General features: G+C 60.9%; 14 protein-coding genes and 1 tRNA gene. 6 read left to right on the top strand and 9 right to left on the bottom strand.

Translation table 11 applies throughout. From position 1 onward, the window contains the following. The first annotated feature begins 8 nt into the window (after nt 1-8). Nucleotides 9-2,549: a DUF3141 domain-containing protein gene (locus KJF94_RS11060; RefSeq protein ID WP_214383340.1), complete on the top strand. Its 2,541-nt coding sequence runs from the start codon at nt 9-11 to the stop codon at nt 2,547-2,549. A 200-nt stretch (nt 2,550-2,749) separates the two neighbouring features. Here KJF94_RS11060 and KJF94_RS11055 read toward each other — a convergent pair whose 3' ends face one another. Continuing rightward, nucleotides 2,750-3,787: an AraC family transcriptional regulator gene (locus tag KJF94_RS11055; protein WP_214383338.1), complete on the bottom strand. Its 1,038-nt coding sequence runs from the start codon at nt 3,785-3,787 to the stop codon at nt 2,750-2,752. A gap of 281 nt (nt 3,788-4,068) precedes the next feature. Between KJF94_RS11055 and phbB the strand changes: the two genes are divergently transcribed. The 5 genes from phbB (at nt 4,069) to KJF94_RS11030 (ending at nt 10,046) form a co-directional block, all read left to right on the top strand. Next, nucleotides 4,069-4,815 carry an acetoacetyl-CoA reductase gene (gene phbB / locus KJF94_RS11050; RefSeq protein WP_214383336.1) on the top strand — a complete coding sequence of 249 codons (747 nt, stop codon included), beginning with the start codon at nt 4,069-4,071 and terminating at the stop codon, nt 4,813-4,815. A gap of 57 nt (nt 4,816-4,872) precedes the next feature. Next, nucleotides 4,873-6,051, top strand: coding sequence for an acetyl-CoA C-acetyltransferase (locus KJF94_RS11045; protein WP_214383335.1), 1,179 nt, complete (start codon nt 4,873-4,875; stop codon nt 6,049-6,051). 102 nt (nt 6,052-6,153) lie between these two features. Then, the gene (phaC, locus tag KJF94_RS11040; protein ID WP_214383334.1) at nt 6,154-7,857 is read left to right on the top strand and encodes a class I poly(R)-hydroxyalkanoic acid synthase; all 1,704 of its coding nucleotides are present in this window, start codon (nt 6,154-6,156) and stop codon (nt 7,855-7,857) included. A gap of 147 nt (nt 7,858-8,004) precedes the next feature. Continuing rightward, entirely contained in the window at nt 8,005-8,658 is a 654-nt protein-coding gene (locus KJF94_RS11035; protein ID WP_214383333.1) for a hydrolase, read from the top strand. Nucleotides 8,659-8,714: 56 nt separating this feature from the next. Then, nucleotides 8,715-10,046 carry an OprD family porin gene (locus KJF94_RS11030; RefSeq protein ID WP_214383332.1) on the top strand — a complete coding sequence of 444 codons (1,332 nt, stop codon included), beginning with the start codon at nt 8,715-8,717 and terminating at the stop codon, nt 10,044-10,046. A 5-nt stretch (nt 10,047-10,051) separates the two neighbouring features. On the opposite strand, the gene KJF94_RS11025 is transcribed toward KJF94_RS11030, so the two are convergent. The 8 genes from KJF94_RS11025 to fdnG all read right to left on the bottom strand — a co-directional run bounded on the left by KJF94_RS11025 (nt 10,052) and on the right by fdnG (nt 20,126). Beyond that, nucleotides 10,052-10,147, bottom strand: a tRNA-Sec gene (locus tag KJF94_RS11025). Between the two features lie 6 nt (nt 10,148-10,153). Next, the gene (selB, locus tag KJF94_RS11020) at nt 10,154-12,061 is read right to left on the bottom strand and encodes a selenocysteine-specific translation elongation factor (RefSeq protein ID WP_214384836.1); all 1,908 of its coding nucleotides are present in this window, start codon (nt 12,059-12,061) and stop codon (nt 10,154-10,156) included. Next, nucleotides 12,058-13,479, bottom strand: a complete 1,422-nt coding sequence (selA, locus tag KJF94_RS11015; protein WP_214383331.1) for an L-seryl-tRNA(Sec) selenium transferase — start codon at nt 13,477-13,479, stop codon at nt 12,058-12,060. Before selA ends, selB begins: the two co-directional genes overlap by 4 nt. 563 nt (nt 13,480-14,042) lie before the next feature. Continuing rightward, nucleotides 14,043-14,129 (bottom strand): DUF3693 domain-containing protein, encoded by an 87-nt coding sequence (locus KJF94_RS30760; protein ID WP_489676609.1) that lies wholly within the window; start codon nt 14,127-14,129, stop codon nt 14,043-14,045. A 413-nt stretch (nt 14,130-14,542) separates the two neighbouring features. After that, complete coding sequence (fdhE, locus tag KJF94_RS11010; protein WP_214383330.1) at nt 14,543-15,469, bottom strand: formate dehydrogenase accessory protein FdhE; 927 nt, start codon at nt 15,467-15,469, stop codon at nt 14,543-14,545. A 5-nt stretch (nt 15,470-15,474) separates the two neighbouring features. Further along, entirely contained in the window at nt 15,475-16,128 is a 654-nt protein-coding gene (locus KJF94_RS11005) for a formate dehydrogenase subunit gamma (protein WP_214383328.1), read from the bottom strand. After that, nucleotides 16,125-17,060: a formate dehydrogenase subunit beta gene (gene fdxH, locus KJF94_RS11000; protein ID WP_214383326.1), complete on the bottom strand. Its 936-nt coding sequence runs from the start codon at nt 17,058-17,060 to the stop codon at nt 16,125-16,127. The genes KJF94_RS11005 and fdxH overlap by 4 nt, the downstream gene beginning before the upstream one ends. After that, nucleotides 17,061-20,126, bottom strand: coding sequence for a formate dehydrogenase-N subunit alpha (fdnG, locus tag KJF94_RS10995; protein WP_214383324.1), 3,066 nt, complete (start codon nt 20,124-20,126; stop codon nt 17,061-17,063). Between the last annotated feature and the right edge of the window lie 177 nt (nt 20,127-20,303).

Here is a 20,303-nt window from a genome sequence, read left to right as displayed (position 1 = left end):
AGTTCACGATGGGTCAGGAAGAAAATATTGCGCTGCAAGATGAAGGGCTTTCAGCTCCGTCCGGTTTGTTTGAGCACCTGAACCATCTCCAGCGCCTCAACACCCTCAACGTTCTCGACGCCGCTCAACAGCGCCAGGCCAAAACCTACGCGCCTTCAAGCCTTGGGCTGCTTAAACAGCCGACCGGCGCTGACTGGCAGGAATACGTCACCGACCTGGGCCAACGCAGCGTGCTGTTCTGGGACACCTTGCGTCAGCGCGGTGACAACACCCTGGCCCACGAACGCGCCGGGTATCCGCTGCTGCTCAAGTTCAATCATGAAACCCTGGTCGCCGGTGAAGACCTGCTTCGCCCGGTCAACTACTCGTTGCTGCAGATCCTCGCGGGCCCCGGGCAACGGCTCGACAGCAAAAAACAGCCGGTGATCATCATTGACCCGCGCGGCGGTCACGGCTCGGGGATTGGCGGTTTCAAACAGGATTCGGTCATCGGCGAAAGCCTGCGCGCCGGCCATCCGACTTATTTCATCTCGTTCAGCCATTCGCCACGCCCGGGGCAAACCCTGGCGGACATCGTTGAAGCCCAGGCGCGGTTCCTCGAAGAGGTCAGCGCGCGACATCCCGCCAGCGCCAAACCCGTGGTGATCGGCAACTGCCAGGCCGGATGGGCATTGATGGGCCTGGCGGCGACCCGCCCGGAACTGCCAGGACTGATCATCGTCAATGGCGCGCCTTTGTCGTACTGGGCCGGCGTCAATGGGCGCAATCCGATGCGCTACACCGGCGGTTTGCTGGGTGGCGGCTGGATGGCGCGCCTGGGCAGCGACCTGGGCAATGACCGTTTCGACGGCACCTGGCTGGTGAGCAATTTCGAAAGCCTCGACCCGGCCAACACCTGGTGGGGTAAGTACTACCACCTGTTCAGCGAAGTCGACAGCGAAGCACCGCGCTTTCTGGATTTCGAACGCTGGTGGGGCAGCCCGACCCTGCTCAATGGTGAAGAGATCGAGATGATTGTCGACGATCTGTTCATCGGCAATCAGCTGTCCGGCGGCCTTGGGCGCAAGAGCAGCGGGCTCGACCTCAAACGCATCGAAGTGCCGGTGGTGGTGTTCTGCTCCTATGGCGACAACATCACCTCGCCGCAGCAGGCGCTGGACTGGATCACCGACGTCTATCCCAGCGATCTCGCCCTGCAAAATGCCGGTCGCACTATCGTTTACCTGCGGCACGCGAGCATCGGTCATCTGGGCATCTTCGTGTCGGGTGAAGTGGCGCGGCGTGAACACCGTGAGTTGCTGGGCGCGGTCGACACGATCAATGAACTGCCGGGCGGGCTCTATGAAATGCTCATCGATGACCTGCCGGAAAACTCGGATACGCCGTACGCCGTGCGTTTCGAGCGACGGCGTATCGCTGACATCCACGGCAAAGTGCAGCCGCCCCGTGACGACGATCGCGAATTCGCACTGGTCGAACGTGCCTCTGATTTCAACAACACGCTTTATGACGGATTTGTACGGCCGTGGTTGCGTCAGTTGATCAACGAGCCGACCGCCGAAATGATGCGCAAGGCCCATCCGTTCCACCAGCAACAAGTGATGTGGAACAGCCTGAACCCGGCGCTCTGGTGGCTGGCAGGCAGTGCCGCTCAAGTGAGCAAGGATCGACATCCCGCCAGCCCGTCCAATCCGTTGCTGGCCTGGCAGGAACTGTTTTCCAACCAGGTACAGGATGCCTTGAATGGCTATCGGGACCTGCGTGATGCCGCTCAGGAGATGAGTTTTTACGGCGTGTATGGCGTACTCAATAGCCTCGCCGGCAATACCCCGGGGCGAGATCTCCAGGCGCATGCCAGGCAGCACGATAAAGTTCTGACCCAACGCCTTCAGGACGCCCTGCCCCTTGGCGGTTTGATGGAAGCCTTGATCCGGATCCTGTTCCTGCTGGGCCGTGACAGCGATGAGCCGGGCAAGCAAAGCGTCGAGAAACTGATCCTGCAATTGCAAGTGCTGCTGCAGGACTACAGTGCCGAGCCGCTGGACCTGCGCGAAACCCTTCGCCTGCAAAAACTGCTGGTCGCCACCCACCCGCAGGAAAGCCTGCACAGCTTGCCCCTGATGCTGGTTGAGCCCGAAGAACGCCAACAAGTGCTGGCGGCCGTCGCCAATTTGCTGCCGGAACTGTTGACCAGCGGCGCAGACAACCCGTTCTGGTGTGAATTGCACACACTGCTCGATGTGCCGCTGCCGGGGTTCAGCCTGACTCAGCCTTCAGGTGAAGCCGATGTTGTCGTGGAGAAAATCCCGGCGATAACCCCGGAGCCGATCAAGCCGAAAACTCCGGTCGTTGTACCAGAGCCGGTCAAGCAAAAAGCTCCGGTCGTCGCACCAGAGCCGGTCAAGCAAAAAGCCCCGGTCGTCGTTCCAGAGCCGGTCAAGCAAAAAGCTCCGGTCGTCGTCGCTGAGCCGACTGCCCCGGTAACGCCGACAAAAACGCGCAAACCCGCGAAGGGCAAAAAAGGCGCGAAGAAACCGCCTGCACCATGATGAGCAACCTGTGTGATCGAGCCTGTGTGTATGTCTGTGGCGAGGAGCTTGCTCCCGCTCGGCTGCGAAGCAGTCGCAAAGCTTTGGGGCCGCTTCGCGACCCAGCGGGAGCAAGCTCCCTCGCCACACAGGTTCGCTCCCACAGGGGATTCATTGCTTACAAAATGGTGGACCAGGCTCAAGCACTGACAAGCACCGCATCACACCGGTGCGGCTTCCTCGATCTCGAACGATTCATCGGAGCGGTACTGACCCGGTGTCATGCCAAACCAGCGGCTACAGGCTTTGTTGAAGCTGCTGTGGTCATGAAAACCAAGGAGATACGCGACATGCTTCATGTTGAAGTGAGAATGACGCAGGTAGAAATCGGCCAGTTGTCGACGCACCGCGTTCAGCACATCCTTGAATTGTGTCCCTTCCTTTTCCAGCGCACGTTGCAGCGTTCGCTTGCTGATGTTCAAGGCTGCCGCGATCGACTCCATGTCGCACTGCCCCTGCCCCTGACTCAAGCGCTCGGTAACCAGCGCGCGAATCCGGCCGACAATGCAAAAACCAAACAGCAGGTCCAGTTGCGCCTCGGCAAAACTGTCATGCAGCACCGCCAACGCTTCGTTGGCCATGCTCAGCGGCCGCATCAGCTCCTGCCCGTCAAACAAAATGCTGTCGTAAGGCGCGTCGAAATGCAGATTGCAACCAAACAGCCGTCGATGCTCGGAGATGTCTTCAGGTTTGGGATAGGTGAATTCGACACTCAAGGGTTGCGGTGTGTTGCCGCCCGACAGCTTGCGACAGAAACCCAGCAATGACGCGAGCCCGGCATCGGTGTATTGGCGCGGTTTGACCGAACCCTGCTGCTGATGGTCGAGCCCGGACAGACGGTAATGTTGCTGTTCCGAAGTGAAGAAAAGGCTGAACCCGGTGCCAATCAACGGACTGAAACGGACCAGGCGTTCAAGGGCTTTTTTCAGATTCAGGCTGGACATCATTGTGTAGCCGACGATCTGAAAGCTGCCGGGGTGGAAACTGCCATAGGCCCGTAAGCCAATGTCCGGATCGCCCGAGGCCTCAGTGGCCAGTTCCCAGAGTCGATAGATGGCCTTTCGCTCGCAAAACTCTCCTGGTTTGTTTGCGAGATTAACGTCTAGTCCAGCCTCCCGACACAGACTGGCAACATCCAGTCCTTGAGCCGAGAGCGTATTTACCAGCACGCTGGCATAGCCTGAACTCATTCTATACATGGCGTCCTCAATGACCTGTGGAACCGAACATCCTGTCCGGAGCCATACGGATCTGCGATAAATCAAAGACTAACGGGTAGTTCAGTTGCCAATATTGATCCCAGTATAGGTAATCCTCATTTTTAGCCATGTTTCAGGCCATTCGTCGCCCAGATGCAACTAAACCGGACATGGCACCTTTGGACACCAGCCCGTCACCTCCCAACACTTCCGCATCCCGCGCCAATACCGAACAATCCTCCCTCATCTTGCAGCGCAAAATACAAAAAGGATTGGAGCTTATGAAGTCGCTTGGTCGTATTGCGTTGGTCACGGGTGGTATGGGTGGGATTGGCACGGCGATAAGCCAGCGCCTGTACAAGGAAGGATTCAAGGTCATCGTCGGTTGCAGCGCTGATTCCGCCCGCAAGAACGACTGGATTGCCACTCAGTTGGCGGCGGGTTATCAGTTCGAGTGCATCTACGGCGACATCACCAATTGGGAGTCGACGCGCAAGGCCTTCGAGATGGCGCGCGAACAATTCGGCCCGATCGATGTGCTGGTCAATAACGCCGGCATCACGCGTGATGCCTCTTTTCGCAAGCTGACGCCCGAGGACTGGAACGCGGTCATCGGCACCAACCTGAGCGGCGTGTTCAACACCACCAAGCAGGTGATTGAAGGGATGTTGGCCAAAGGCTGGGGACGAGTGATCAATATCTCCTCGATCAACGGTCAGCGTGGCCAGTTCGGCCAGACCAACTACAGCGCGGCCAAAGCCGGCATCCACGGTTTCACCATGGCACTGGCACGGGAAGTGTCCGGCAAGGGCGTGACCGTCAACACCGTCTCGCCGGGTTACATCCAGACCAGCATGACCGCGGCCATCCGCCCGGACATCCTCGACACCATGATTGCAGCCACCCCGGTCGGGCGCCTCGGCCAACCCGAAGAAATCGCTTCGATCGTTGCCTGGCTGGCTTCCGATGAATCGGGCTACAGCACCGGCGCCGACTTCTCGGTGAACGGCGGCATGAACATGCAGTAGACCGATCAGGGCAAGGATGCCCTGCTCCCGCTGGACAAAATCTTAATGAGGTCACGCATGAACGAAGTCGTAATCGTTGCCGCTACTCGTACCGCCATTGGCAGTTTTCAAGGTGCCTTGTCCGCGATTCCAGCCACCGAACTGGGCGCCACAGTGATTCGCCGTCTGCTGGAAGAGACCGGTCTGGACGGTGCGCAGATCGATGAAGTGATCCTCGGCCAGGTTCTCACCGCAGGCTCGGGACAAAACCCGGCACGCCAGACGGCTATCAAGGCTGGCCTGCCCTTTACCACTCCTGCCCTGACCCTGAACAAGGTCTGCGGCTCGGGCCTCAAGGCCGTGCAACTGGCTGTTCAGGCGATCCGTTGCGGCGACGCCGAACTGGTGATTGCCGGCGGTCAGGAAAACATGAGCCTGGCACCTTATGTGCTGCCCAAGGCACGCACCGGTCTGCGTCTGGGTCATGCGCAATTGCAAGACAGCGTGATTCAGGACGGTTTGTGGGACGCCTTCAACGACTACCACATGGGCATCACCGCTGAGAATCTGGCCACTCAGTACAGCCTCAGCCGCGAAGATCAGGACGCCTTCGCCGCCGCCTCGCAACAGAAAGCGGCTGCCGCCATCGAAGCGGGCTACTTCAAGCGTGAAATCACGCCGATCCTGATCCCTCAGCGCAAGGGCGATCCGCTGGTGTTCGATACGGATGAACAACCGCGCCCGGGCGGCACGTTGCAAGCCATGAGTAACCTGAAACCGGCGTTCAAGAAAGACGGCAGCGTGACCGCCGGCAACTCGTCGACCCTCAACGATGGCGCCGCCGTGTTGCTGCTGGCCAGCGCCGCCAAGGCCCAGGCCCTCGGCTTGCCGGTGCTGGCACGCATCAAGGCTTACGCCAGCGCGGGCGTCGACCCGTCGATCATGGGCATCGGCCCAGTACCGGCCACCCGTCTGGTGCTGGAAAAAGCCGGCTGGAGCCTGGACGACCTCGACCTGATCGAAGCCAACGAAGCGTTCGCCGCGCAATCACTGGCGGTCGGCAAAGAACTGGGCTGGGACACCCGCAAGGTCAACGTCAACGGTGGCGCGATTGCGCTGGGTCATCCGATCGGCGCGTCGGGCGCGCGGATTCTGGTGTCGCTGGTGCACGAACTGATTCGCCGTGACGGCAAAAAAGGCTTGGCCACGTTGTGCATCGGTGGCGGCCAAGGCGTCAGCCTGGTCATCGAACGATAAAAATAAGAAACACAGGACTGCTTGCTTGACTGCTGACGCGGTGCCGAATTCCGGCACCGCGGTTTTTTTCTGCCCGGTTTACTGATGTGGGCAAGGAGTTCCATGAACACTAACGCGCACACCTTCAACACCTTCTGGTCCGGTCAGGTTCCGTTCATTGCCTCCTTTGCAGTGCAACAATTACGTTTATGGGTCAGCACCAATCCATGGTTTACCGGGCAGGAATACAACGAGTGGTTCGACCTGCCGCGCGGCACCCTGGACAGCCTTCAGTCGGACTATCAGCTGCAATGGACGGACCTCGGCCAACGGTTGATGACCGGCCAACCCTTCACCTTTGAAGATCGACGTTTCGCCAGTGGCAACTGGAGCCAGCCGCTGTTCGGCTCCCTCGCCGCGTTTTACCTGCTCAACGCCGGGTTCCTGCTCAAACTGCTCGACAAACTGCCGATCAAAGACAAGAAACCCCGCCAGCGCCTGCTGTACCTCGTGGAGCAAGCCATCGCCGCGGGTGCGCCGAGCAATTTTCTGGTGAGTAATCCCGATGCTCTGCAGCGGGCCGCGGACACTCAAGGCGGCAGCCTGCTCTCAGGCCTGTTGCACCTGGCCAGCGACCTGCAGGAAGGCAAGATGCGCCAGTGCGACAGCGGCGCCTTCAAGGTTGGCGTCGATCTGGCCAACACCCCTGGCGAAGTGGTGTTCGAGAATGAACTGTTCCAGCTGATTCAGTACTACCCGCAAAGCGAAACCCAGTATCGGCGCCCGGTGTTCATCGTCCCGCCGTCGATCAACAAGTACTACATCCTCGACCTGCGCCCGGACAACTCGATGGTTCGCCATCTGTTACAACAAGGTCATCCGGTGTTTCTGATGTCGTGGCGCAACTTCGATCAGGCACATGCCGGCACCACCTGGGATGACCTGATCGAAACCGGCATCATCAAAGGCCTGCAAGTGACCCGTGAAATCAGCGGCGAACAACGCCCCAACTGCGTCGGCTTCTGCATTGGCGGCACGCTGCTGAGTTCGGCGCTGGCCGTATTGGCGGCGCGCGGTGACAAGGAAATCGGCAGCGTGAGCCTGTTGACCACGTTCCTCGATTACCTCGACACCGGCCCAATCGACATCTTCGTCGACGAGCAACTGGTGGCTTACCGCGAGCGCACCATCGGTGGCGTTGACGGCCCCATCGGCCTGTTCAAGGGCGAGGACATGGGCAACACCTTCTCGCTGTTGCGCCCCAATGATTTGTGGTGGAACTACAACGTCGACAAGTACCTCAAGGGTCAGAAGCCTATTCCGCTGGACTTGTTGTTCTGGAACAACGACAGCACCAACCTCCCAGGCCCGATGTATTGCTGGTATTTGCGCCACACCTATTTGCAGAACGACCTGAAATCCGGCGAGCTGGACTGCTGCGGGGTCAAGCTCGACCTGCGCGCCATCGACGCGCCGGCGTACATCCTCGCCACCCATGACGATCACATCGTGCCGTGGCGAAGCGCCTACGCCAGCACCGAACTGCTGTCCGGCACCAAGCGCTTCGTGCTGGGCGCGTCGGGGCATATCGCCGGGGTCATCAACCCGCCCGCCAGGGAAAAGCGCAATTACTGGACCAACAACCGGGTCACGAAAAACCCCGACACCTGGTTCAAGAATGCCGAGCAACATCCCGGTAGCTGGTGGAATGACTGGTTCGCCTGGCTGGCCGAACACGCCGGTGAACGCCAGCCTTCGGCGCTGCACACCGGCAACGCGCAGTACCCTGCACTTGAATCGGCACCCGGTCGTTACGTGATGCAATGACGGACTGTCCCGCGCGATAGCTTTTATTGCGCGGGGCGGCGCGGTGATCTCGCCCCGCAAGAAAGTCAAAACACAGCACACCAGTTCAATATCCCCGCGTGAATTTACGCAACCATGGCCTCCTCACTCACCCGTAAGGACATCGCCATGGCTATCGCAAAAGCAGTTCCCGGCAAAACCCTGCTGACCCCGACCGACCACACGCTGATCATGATCGACCACCAGTCGCAGATGTCCTTTGCGACCAAGTCGATCGACGCCGTGACCCTGCGCAACAACGCTGCGCTGGTGGCCAAGGCTGCTCGCGGCTTCAAGGTCTCGACCATCCTCACCACGGTTGCCGAGAAGAGCTTCTCCGGTCCGATCTTCGACGAAATCAAATCGGTGTTCCCGGAACACAACGTCATCGACCGCACCAGCATGAACACCTGGGAAGACGAGCGCATCGCCGTTGAAGTGAACAAGTTCGGCAAACAGAAAATCGTCCTCGCCGGCCTGTGGACCTCCGTGTGCATCGTCGGCCCGGCGCTGTCGGCCATCGACCAGGGTTTTGATGTCTACGTGATTGCTGACGCCTGCGGCGACGTCAGCACCGAAGCACATGAAATGGCCATGCAACGCATGATCCAGATCGGCGCGCGGCCGATGACTTCGTTGCAATACCTGCTTGAGTTGCAGCGCGACTGGGCACGTACCGAGACCTATGATGAAACCGTGAAAACCTCGATTGCCAACGGTGGCTCCTACGGTCTGGGGCTGATCTACGCCAAGACTATGTTTGGTGCTTCCGAAGGCCACTAAGCAATACCAGCGGCTCCGCGGCCTGCGGAGTCGCTTTCCCCCGCGGTGATTGACCGATGAAATATTCCTCGCAAGACCTCCGGGTCAGGTTGCCATTGTGCCTGTCCGTGCTTTTAGCCAGCACCACTGGAGCCGCCCGTGCCGATGACTCGGCGCAAGGTTTTCTTGAAGGCTCGAAGGTCGACGTGTTGAGCCGCAACTTCTACCTCAACAGCGATTACCGCACGCCCTCGCCCACCGGCAAGAGTTACAAGGCGGAATGGGCCCAGGGTTTTATCAGCTCGTTCGAATCGGGGTTCACCCACGGCACCCTGGGATTTGGCCTCGATGCCCACGGGTTTCTGGGGCTGAAACTTGATGGCGGCAAGGGCCATTCCGGGACAGGATTATTGCCGCTGGACAGTGACGGCAGGAGCGAAGACAACTACTCCAGTGGCGGCGGCGCATTAAAGATCAAGGCCTCGAAAACCACCCTGGCCTTCGGTGAAATGATGGTCGAAACCCCGGTCTTCGACACCGCCGACAAACGTCTGCAACCGGAATACGCCAGCGGTTTTCTGTTGAACAGTCGCGAAATCGACGGGATGAACCTGGTCGCCGGCCACTTTACGGCGTTCAAGAACCAGGACGGCTCTTCGGGCAAGGGCAACTTTTACGGCTATGGCGCAAACACCGAGGCGGGCGGCATTTCATTGCTGGGTGCCGACCTGTTTACGCAAAGCCCTCTCGGCGCAGCCCTGTACGCATCGGAATTGACCGACACCTGGCATCAGTACTACGGCAATCTGCACCTCAAACAGTCCGGCTGGTTCCTCGACGCCAATCTTTATCACACCCAGGACACCGGCCGATCACTTGCCGGCGCCATCGATAACACAGCGTTCAGCCTGTCGGGCAAATACACCGTCGATGCCCATGCCTTCACCTTGGCCTATCAGAAGGTCAACGGCGATACACCGTTCGATTTCGTCGGCGGCGATTCCATTTACCTCGCCAACTCGATCAAGTACGCCGACTTCAACGGCGCCCACGAACAATCCTGGCAAGCGCGTTACGACCTGGATCTGGGCGCCTATGGCATCCCCGGTCTGAAATTCATGACCCGGTATGTCAGGGGTAGCCAGATTGATGGCACCCATGCACCCCAAGGCGGCGCTTACAACCCGTTCGATGAATCGCTGGGCACGAACGTGCCGCAACAAGGTGATGGCGGACGGCATTGGGAGCGCGACATCGACTTGCGCTACATCGTGCAGTCCGGTTCGGCCAAGGGCTTGTCACTGCAACTGTCCCATGTCTCGCACCGGGCCAACAGCGCCCAGGCCGGTGATGATATCGACCGGGTTTACGTGGTCATCGAGTACCCGTTGAACTTCGGGCGCTTCTGATGGAATGGCGGAAGGCAGCGGGAGTCGAACCTGCCCGGGAACGGATGCCGTCCCCAACCGGGTTTGAAGCCCGGCCGCGCCACCGGGCGCGATTGCCTTCCATGAACTCAGTGCTCTGTTGGCTGGGCCAGTGCGCTGTCCAGACGCACATGGCGCTTGTCGCCAAAGCGTCGGGTCAGGCCGATGCGGTCGAAGTATTCGAGGATCTGGATGCTGCGTTTGCGCCCCAGGCCCACCGCATCGCGAAACGCCGTGACTTGAATCACCTCGTTTTGCGCCGCCAGTTGCAAGAGCATAGCCGCCAGGCGACGCAGCATCGCATCGGTGTAAAACAGGTCACGGACCACTTGATGCATCAGGCCCAGACGCGCCATCTTGCGCAGCAGCAAGCGCACCGCCACCTCATCGCCGCCCAGATCACGCACCCACGGCGAATCGAATCCGGCCTGCTCGAACAACGGTTGCAGGTGTTGCCACAGGGCTTCGTCCTCCTCGCTCAAACGTACCTGATGGCCGGGCAAATGCAGCCACGGTCCGCTGGCGATAATCACGCCGCTTGCCAGTAGTTCGTCGATCAGGCTGATGAACGTCGCGCGGTCCAGCGCCGTGCCGGTGAACCGGCGCAGGCGATCCCGGTCCGGGCCCATTTGATCCGGTTCCAATTGATGAAAGCGTATCAAATGCTCCTGCAACTGGGCTTTTTGTGTTTCCCAACGCAGCGTACTGAACAACAGTTGTCCCTGACGTGTGTCGATCAGGCGCATATCATCGGGCAAATTCCAGGTGCCGCGCGGACGGTTGAACTGGCGCTCCAGACGCTGCGGGTCAAGCCCGGTGTCGCTGTTGGCCAGCAATGCCGGCAAGACGTCTTCCAGATTTGTCGTCGCGGCCAGTGCTTGCAATTGCGCCAGTCGCTCTGGGCTTCGGCGCTGTCGGGATGGCGCGAACGGGTCCAGCACCCGGCCACCGCCGAGGGTGCGTTGAGCGCTTTGATCGCGCAGGATCAAAGGGTCGCCGTTCACCGCATGCACGGGGGCATTGAGCAGGAGTTGCGCGAACATTCGCTCACCCGGCGCCAGGCTGGAACCCTCCAGCAACGCCACTCGCCCCGTTACGTCCTGAGTGCCGAGGTGCACGTGCACCGGCTGAAAATGTTCGAATGCCCTGGGTTCGCTGGCCAGCAAATGCATGTCGATATCCACGCGTTGGGTCGGCGCATACAGCCACTCGGCCAACAACCAGTGCCCTCGGTGAATCTGCACCAGCGCCAGACGCTCGGCGCTCAGGTTCAACGCCACGCGCTGGCCCGCCGTTGCGCTGTCGGCGGCCTGATTCTGCGCGTGCAGGCCCCGTACCCGCACCGGTTTGCCCTGCGGACCGAGCAATAGCGTGTCGCCGACCGTCACCTGCCCGGACAACGCCGTGCCGGTCACCACAATTCCCGCGCCGGCGACGCTGAAAGCCCGATCAATCGCCAGCCGAAACCCGCCGTGGGTACTGCGCTGGAGGACGTTTTTTTGGGGAGCCAGCAAGGCCTGACGCAGCGTTTCGATGCCCTCGCCGGTCGTGTTCGACACCGCAATCTGCAGCGCACCGGCAAATGGACCGGGCGCCAGCAAGGTGGCGATTTGTTCCCGCACGGCCTGAACCCTCGAAGGATCGACCCGGTCGCATTTGGTGATCGCTATCAGTGCCCGAGGAATGCCCAGCAGTTCGACGATGGCCAGGTGTTCGCGGGTCTGGGGCATGACGCCATCGTCGGCGGCCACCACCAGCAACACCAGATCAATGCCCTGCGCCCCGGCCAGCATGTTGTGGGTGAAGCGTTCATGGCCGGGCACGTCGATAAAACCGGTCAGGGCTGCACCGGGTTCGAGCGCGCAATACAGATAGCCGAGGTCGATGGTCATGCCCCGCTCACGCTCTTCCCGGCGACGGTCGCCCGCCTGGCCGGTCAAGGCCTGCAGCAAGGCGGTCTTGCCGTGGTCGATGTGCCCGGCGGTGCCGACGATCACCCGGGCACCTGCAGTTGATCGAGTTGCGCCAGCCACGCCGGCTCGTCGTCCAGTTGCCGCAGATCCAGCCACAGTGCGTCGTCATCGAGGCGACCGAGCACTGGAATGGCCAGTTTTCTGAAGGCAGCCTCCAGATCAAGCAACCGCCGACCGCGTATGCGCTTGCTGACATCCGGTCGCAGGCACAACGCCGCACTCGGCAGGCGCGCCACCGGTTGGCTGCCGCTGCCGATCATGCCCAGCGCCGGCACTGCGCTGACGCTCCAGCCCTCGCCCAACACCCTGGCCAGCGATGGTTGCAGGCGTTCGGCCTGGGCGAGGATGTCTGCCTGCGGGCGGGTGAGCAGGCGCAAACTCGGCAGGCGTTCCGCCAGGCGATCCGGATCGCGATACAGACCCAGCACGGCTTCGAGGGCGGCCAGGGTCAGTTTATCGACGCGCAATGCTCGCTTGAGCGGGTTCTTCTTGATCTTCGCGATCAGCTCTTTACGGCCGACAATCAGCCCGGCCTGCGGGCCGCCGAGCAGTTTGTCGCCGCTGAAGGTGACGATGTCCGCACCGTCGAGCAATGCCTGGCGCACGGTTGGTTCGGCGGGCAAGCCCCAGCGAGTCAGGTCCAGCAGGCTGCCGCTGCCGAGGTCTTCGAGCAGCGGCAAACCATGCTTGTGCGCCAGCTCCGCCAGTTCAGCGGTCGGCACGCTCGTGGTGAAGCCCTGAATGTTGTAGTTGCTGGCGTGCACGCGCATGACCAGACCGCTGCGCGGGCCGATGGCGGCTTCGTAATCCTTGGCGTGGGTGCGATTGGTGGTCCCGACTTCATGCAGCTTCACCCCGGCCCGCGCCATGATGTCGGGAATGCGAAACGCACCGCCGATTTCGATCAGTTCGCCCCGGGAAATGATCCCTTCCTTGCGCGCGCCCAGACTGTTGAGCGTCAGCAGCACGGCGGCCGCGTTGTTGTTGACCACGGTCACGGCTTCGGCACCCGTCAGTTCGCGGATCAGGCCTTCGATCAGGTCGTCTCGGTCGCCGCGCTTGCCGCTGTGCAGGTCGAATTCCAGGTTGAGCGGATAACGGGCGGCCATCTGCACCGCGTCAATCGCTTCCTGTGGCAACAACGCGCGACCGAGATTGGTGTGCAGCACGGTGCCGGTGAGATTGAATACGCGACGGACATGGCTGCGATGTCGTTGGGCAAGGCGCTCGCCTGCCCTGCCCGCGAGGGTTTCGGGGGTGATTTCCAGGGCGTCGAGTTGCCCTGAAATGACCGGTTCACGCAGGTCATCCAGCAGTTGCCGCAAACTGGCCAGCAGCGCCTCGCGTCCGTAGCGCTCGGCCAGTGGCTGACAGGCCGGATGGCGCAGCAAACGGTCGATGGAAGGTAGCCGCAAGGCCGGGCTGGCGGATCTGGAGGACATCAGGGGCTCCCGTAAACGGCTGACCGCCTGAGTGTAGTCGGTGAGGTTATTTGCGAGCGGGCTCGCGCCTGCAATGGATCTGCGTACGGCTGGCGCTCCTGCGATGGCGGCCTGACAGCCGACCGGTTTTTGCGGATGTCCCCGGAACCCCTGTGGGAGCGAGCCTACTCGCGAAGGCGGCCTGACAGACGACCTCTGTTCTCGCGGATGTACCCGAAACCCTGTGGGAGCTGGCTTGCCTGCGATGACGGTGTATCAGGAGACGTAGGTTTTGATGGTGTACATATCCGTTGCTGCGGTAACGGCTGCTATTGGTTCCGCCCTTACGGCGGGTTACTTGGAAGAGCGCCAAGTAACCAAGCGCCAGCGCCCCTGACGTACGGTGCCTCGCTATGGCTCGGCATGCCCTCGCTCCGGTCCTGCTCCGTGGGCCCGCCGCCATCGGCCATCCATGGCCGGGGGCGGCTAACCCGGCATCCATGCCGGGTTGCCCACTGCGCAGAACCTGCGCTCGGCCTTCCGACGGGGCAGATCAAGGTCAAAAACCAGATCAAAAGCCAAAGCTAAAGCCAGATCAACAACTGGAGCGAACTCATACCTGTGGGAGCTAGCCTGCTAGCGATGGACGTCCAGACACCGCGTTCATTCAGACCTCACGCGTTAACGTTAACGTCCATCGCTAGCAGGCTAGCTCCCACAGGGGGAATGCGTTCGATCAAAGAGCCAGGCCGGCCGGTAAGGCCGCCTCGCGGTGCTGTGGCGGTAGTCGCAACCTATATCGAGAGGCCGAGTGGAGGTTCTGCGCGGTGGGCACCGCGGCAAGGATGCCGCGGTAGCCGCCCCCGGCCATGGATGCCCGATGGCGGCGGGCCCACGGAGCAGGACCGGAGCGAGGGCATGCCGAGCATTAGCGAGGCACCGAACGAAAGGGGCAAAAGCGCTTGGTTACTTTGCGCCGGGCGGCGTTCCGTTTTTCCAAGTGACTCGCCGTAAGGGCGAAACCAATAGCCGCCGTTACCGAAGAAACGGATATGCCCCCCCAGCATTCCCCAACAAGACAGACTCAATCCCCCCCAGGCGCAAACAAAAGGTTCGGCGCTAGCCGTTGATACCCTTCCTGCTCCAAGCGCATATCCAGCATCAGACTAGTCAAGTCACCCGACAGCGCTTCAGCATCAGCATCGTTCTCCAGATACAACAACTTCAGGTAACTGCGACAGCCAGGACAGACCTCAGCCCGCAACGGCGCCTGATTGGCGGCATGGCGGTCATCATCAAGGCTGACATATTCAAGTCCCTTGCTCTGCTCGCAATACACACATTTGACCCGCACCACATGCCATTCACAAGCACACAGCGAACACACCAGATAGCGCAAGCCATTGTGTTTGCCGCGATGCCGGATCACCCCGGCCATCGCCGGCGAACCGCAGGCCGGACACTGGCTGAGGCTGTCGCCAGGTTTCAAGACCAGATCAGGCGTGTTCAGCAACCAATGGCTCCAGACGACCTGCAATGCCGCGCCCAGGAACGGCACCAACGCCGCAGGCAGCAACGCAAACTGGCCACTGACCAAAGCAATTGCCCAGCCTTTGAGTTGGCCGACGCTGGCATTGCGCAAACGGATTATCGCGTTCTCGACTTCCAGTTGCGCCGGTGGCTTATAACGCCGCAACAGCGCATCGAGCCAAGGCAACCAATCGTCCTCGCGCACCAGACTGTCGGCAGCGAACGGCGGCAAGCCATGCTGCTGGCAAACCAGCAGGCGTTCGGGGTCCGGCGACGCAGCGACGGGAGGAGCGTCCATCAACTGCTGCTGAACATCACACAACCCAACCACCAAAAGCAGGTAATCGGCCAAAGGATGCCCCTCGGCCAACCGTTCCAGTCGCCGCGCGCGCAACGCAAACAGGTTGTTCGGCGGCAGGTGCAGAAACGGCGGTGAACTTGCCGCCGCTTCAATCTCGCCAGGCTCAAGAATCGTCGCCAAGGTGCTTATCCTTTTTTACTGACCGGCCGTTCGGGGTGTTCGTCGCGCGTCACTTCCCGGTACCAGAGTTCATGGTGTTTCCTTGCCCAGGCGCGGCTGACCCAGCCATGCACCATGGCGCTGACCGAGCCCTTGATCCAGATACCAGCGTAGATGTGCACGATGATGCTCAACACCAATACAAATCCCGCCAAGGCATGCAGCAGCATCGCCCAGCGAATCGAGGTGATGCCGAAATACTCGCTGAAATACGCGCGCCAGATCACCAACCCGCTGAACAGCAGCACCAGCATGCACAGCAGCAACGTCCAGAACAGCAGCTTCTGCCCCGGGTTGTACTTGCCGATCGGCGGTACGCCCTCCTCCTCGTTCTGGATCACCCGCCCGACGCGGCGCAGCCACAAGCGGTCATTGCTGATAAAGAAGTTCGCCCGAAAGAATTGAATCACCAGACCGAGGAACAACACGAACATCACCACGCCCATGAACGGATGCAGGATGCGCGTCCACGGCCCGCCGCCGAACAGGTTGCTGAGCCAGAAGAGCGCCGGATGAAACAGCGCCAGCCCCGACAGCGCCGCCATGAAGAAGGAGATCGCCACCAGCCAGTGGTTGGTGCGCTGGTTCGAGGTGTAGCGCAGGATCTGTTTGCGAATCATGGTCTGTCCTCCCCGCGCGGATCGAAGGTGTGCACCGCCGGGTCGACTTCATGCACCGCAGAGTCTTTGAGGATCGGAAGTTCGTCTTCCTCGACAATCTGCGGGCCAATGCGCACGTAATGGAAGAACCCGGCCAGCACCGCCAGCCCCATGGCCAACAGACCCAAGGGTTTGCTCACGCCTTTCCACAACTCCACCAGCGGACTGATCGTCGGGCTGTTCGGTAAACCGGCGTACAGCACCGGCGTGTCGGCGTGATGCAACACGTACATGACGTGCGTGCCGCCCACACCTTCGGGGTCGTACAGACCGGCGTTGGCGAAGCCGCGGCTCTTGAGGTCGACGATGCGTTCGGCGGCGTGTTCCTTCATGTCGTCCTTGGTGCCGAACACAATCGCTCCGGTCGGGCAGGTTTTCACGCAGGCCGGTTCCAGGCCCACCGCGACCCGGTCGGAGCACAGCGTGCACTTGTAGGCCTTGTGATCCTTTTGCGAGATCCGCGGGATGTTGAACGGGCAGCCGGTGATGCAATAACCGCAGCCGATGCAATGGTCCTGATCGAAATCGACGATGCCGTTGGCGTGCTTGATGATCGCCCCTGGACTCGGGCACGCCGCCAGGCAGCCCGGCTCGGCGCAATGCATGCAGCCGTCCTTGCGGATCAGCCACTCGAGGTTGCCGGCGTCGGTTTCGTGCTCGGTGAAGCGCATCAGGGTCCAGGTTTCGGCGCTCAGGTCCTGGGGATTGTCGTAAGTGCCGAGGTTGTGACCGACGTCGTCGCGCAACTCGTTCCATTCCGAACAGGCGACCTGGCAGGCCTTGCAGCCGATGCACTTGGTGGTGTCGATCAGCTTGGCCACTTCCTCCTGATTGCGCACCGATGGCGAAACCGTCGTGGTGGCCGAACGGGCAATGATGTCTTGGCTGGCCATTTAGACTTTCTCCACGTTGACCAGGAATGACTTGGATTCCGGGGTCTGAGTGTTGCCATCGCCGAGGAACGGCACCAGGGTGTTGGTCAGGTATCCGTGACGCGTGAGCCCGGTAAATCCCCAGTGCAACGGGATGCCGATCTGGTGCACCACCTGATTGTTGACCTGCAGCGGACGTATCCGCTTGGTCACCACCGCCACCGCTTCGATGTGCCCGCGCTTGCTGCTGACCCGCACCCGGTCACCGGCAACGATGCCTTTTTCCTTGGCCAGCACCTCGCCGATCTCGACGAACTGCTCCGGCTGGGCAATTGCGTTGAGCTTGCAATGCTTGCTCCAGAAGTGGAAATGCTCGGTCAGGCGGTAACTGGTGGCGGCGTACGGATAGTCCTTGGCTACGCCGAGGGAATCCCACACCGAATCGAAGATCCGCGCTGCCGGGTTGCTGGTGGCTTTCTTGTTATCCGGGTGCAGCGGGTTGATGCCGATGGGCGTTTCGAACGGCTCGTAGTGTTCCGGGAACGGGCCTTCGTTCATCTTGTCCACGGCAAAGAACCGCGCCACGCCTTCGGGGTTCATGATGAACGGGTTCATGCCGGCTTCCGGTGGCGAGTCGGCCTTGAAGTCCGGCACGTCGGTTCCGCCCCAGACTTTGCCGTTCCACCACACCAGACGTTTTTTCTCGTCCCACGGTTTGCCTTGCGGGTCGCACGAGGCGCGGTTGTAGAGAATCCGTCGGTTTGCCGGCCAGGCCCACGCCCATCCCTGATGCTGTTTCATGCCGTACGGGTCGCTGTTGTCGCGCCGGGCCATCTGGTTACCGGTCTCGGTCCAGCTGCCGCAGAAAATCCAGCAGCCTGACGCGGTGCTGCCGTCGTCCTTGAGTTGGCCGAAGCCGGCCAGTTGCGCATTGCCCTTGATCGCCACACCCGTCGCATCGGTGAAGTCGGTCGTGGCGTAGCCGTTAATTTCCCTGGCCAGCTCTTCCGGCGTCGGTTCGTCGGCAATCTTGTAGGGCCACGACAGTTTGAGGATCGGGTCGGGATAAGTACCACCATTGGCTTGATAGCGCTGACGCAGGCGCAGGAACAGCTCGCTCATGATCTGTACGTCGGTGCGCGCTTCGCCAGGGCCGTCGGCGCCTTTCCAGTGCCATTGCAGCCAGCGACTGCTGTTGACCAGCGAGCCGTCTTCCTCGGCGAAACAGGTGGTGGGCAGGCGAATCACTTCGGTCTGGATGCCCGCGGTTTCCACGTCGTTGTAGGGACCGACGTTGCGCCAGAACTCCGAGGTTTCGGTGGACAGCGGGTCCATCACCACCAGCCATTTCAACTTGGCCAGCGCCGCCATCACCCGGTTTTTGTCGGGCAGCGCGGCAATCGGGTTGAAGCCCTGGCACATGTAGCCGTTGACCTTGCCCTGCCCCATCAGGTCGAACACTTTGAGAATGTCGTAGTTGGGGATGTCGAGTTTCGGCAAATAGTCATACGCCCAATTGTTCTCGATCGTGGCGTTGCCGGCGTACCAGGCTTTCATCAGGCTGACGTGGAATTTGCTGTAGTTCTGCCAGTAGGACAGTTGCCCCGGCCGCAAGGGTTTTTGCGTGCGTTTGGTGATGTAGGCGTTGTAGTCCTGCTCCGCGTCCTGCGGCAGCGTCAGATAGCCCGGCAGCGCATTGGACAGCAGCCCGAGGTCGGTCAGCCCCTGGATATTGGAGTGCCCGCGCAAGGCATTGACGCCCCCGCCCGGCATGCCGACGTTGCCCAGCAGCAACTGCACCATGGCGGCGCTGCGAATGATCTGCGAACCGATCGAATGCTGCGTCCAGCCCAGGGCATAGAGGATCGTCATGGTCTTGCCCGGTTGCGAACAGGTGGCAATCTCATCCCAGATCTTTTGCATGGCCTCCACGGGCATGCCGCAAATCTGACTGGCCAGCTCGATGTTGTAGCGGCTGTAATGCTGCTTCATCAGTTGGTAGACGCAATGCGGGTCTTGCAGGGTCGGGTCGACCTTGACGAAGCCGTCTTCACCGAGTTCATAACCCCAGCCGGACTTGTCGGTATACGCGCGCTTGGCCACGTCGTACCCGCTGAAGATTCCGTCCTCGAAGCCATACCCGGCTTTGACGATGAACGACACGTCGGTGTAGTTGCGCACGTACTCGTGCTGGATCTTGTCCTCGGTCAGCAGGTAATTGATCAGTCCGCCCATAAAGGCAATGTCGGTGCCGGTGCGGATGGGCGCGTAATAGTCGGCCACGGACGCGGTGCGGGTGAATCGCGGGTCGACCACGATCAGCCTCGCGGCGTTGTGCGCCTTGGCTTCGGTCACCCATTTGAAACCGCACGGGTGCGCTTCTGCTGCGTTGCCGCCCATCACCAGGATCAGATTCGCGTTGGCGATATCGGTCCAGGTATTGGTCATGGCACCACGGCCGTACGTCGGGGCAAGACTTGCCACCGTCGGGCCGTGTCAGACACGCGCCTGGTTATCGAACCCCAGCATGCCGAGACTGCGAATGACCTTGTGGGTGATGTAGCCCGCTTCGTTGGACGCCGCAGAGGCCGCAAGGAAACCGGTGGTCAGCCAGCGGTTCACCGTTTGGCCCTGGTCATTCTTCTCGATGAAGTTGGCGTCGCGGTCGGCCTTCATCAGGTCGGCGATGCGATCCAGCGCAGCATCCCACGACACCCGCGTCCATTCGCTGCTGCCCGGCTTGCGCACCTGCGGGTATTGCAGGCGGCCGGGGCTGTGAATGAAGTCCAGCAGGCCCGCGCCTTTCGGGCACAGCGTGCCGCGATTGACCGGATGGTCGGCATCGCCTTCGATGTGGATGATGGTTTGCGCGACATTCTTGGCGGCATCGCCCTGGCTGTACATGATCAAGCCGCAACCGACCGAGCAGTACGGGCAGGTGTTGCGGGTTTCATGGGTGTGGGCAAGCTTGAAGTGGCGCACCTGCTCGGCGAAGGCTGGCGCCGGGAACATGCCCAGCGCGCCCAGGCTCGAGCCTGCAAGGCCGATACCGGCGACCTTGAAGAACTGACGACGGTTGAGGTCCATCGTGCACTCCTGATCAGGTGAAGACCCGGTACTTTTGCCGGGTTTTTCTGGACGATCACGGTGGCGGCAGCGTGGCTACCGACACTTGAAACTCTAGACAATGCTGTTGCGGGCTGTGTGAAAACCGACCGCCGGACAAGATTTGGACATCACTGCCTGTAGAGCCCGAACCTTTGT

It is taken from the genome of Pseudomonas hormoni, from assembly GCF_018502625.1.
Classification (GTDB): Bacteria; Pseudomonadota; Gammaproteobacteria; order Pseudomonadales; family Pseudomonadaceae; genus Aquipseudomonas; species Aquipseudomonas hormoni.
Note: the sequence above shows the minus strand (reverse complement) of the source record. Positions and strands in the feature narration are given on the sequence as shown.

Coding starts and splice junctions, on each gene's coding strand:
- KJF94_RS11060 (WP_214383340.1), top strand. CDS start 9: ATGGGTCAGGAAGAAAATATTGCGCTGCAAGATGAAGGGCTTTCAGCT.
- KJF94_RS11055 (WP_214383338.1), bottom strand. CDS start 3,787: ATGTATAGAATGAGTTCAGGCTATGCCAGCGTGCTGGTAAATACGCTC.
- phbB (WP_214383336.1), top strand. CDS start 4,069: ATGAAGTCGCTTGGTCGTATTGCGTTGGTCACGGGTGGTATGGGTGGG.
- KJF94_RS11045 (WP_214383335.1), top strand. CDS start 4,873: ATGAACGAAGTCGTAATCGTTGCCGCTACTCGTACCGCCATTGGCAGT.
- phaC (WP_214383334.1), top strand. CDS start 6,154: ATGAACACTAACGCGCACACCTTCAACACCTTCTGGTCCGGTCAGGTT.
- KJF94_RS11035 (WP_214383333.1), top strand. CDS start 8,005: ATGGCTATCGCAAAAGCAGTTCCCGGCAAAACCCTGCTGACCCCGACC.
- KJF94_RS11030 (WP_214383332.1), top strand. CDS start 8,715: ATGAAATATTCCTCGCAAGACCTCCGGGTCAGGTTGCCATTGTGCCTG.
- selA (WP_214383331.1), bottom strand. CDS start 13,479: ATGTCCTCCAGATCCGCCAGCCCGGCCTTGCGGCTACCTTCCATCGAC.
- KJF94_RS11005 (WP_214383328.1), bottom strand. CDS start 16,128: ATGATTCGCAAACAGATCCTGCGCTACACCTCGAACCAGCGCACCAAC.
- fdxH (WP_214383326.1), bottom strand. CDS start 17,060: ATGGCCAGCCAAGACATCATTGCCCGTTCGGCCACCACGACGGTTTCG.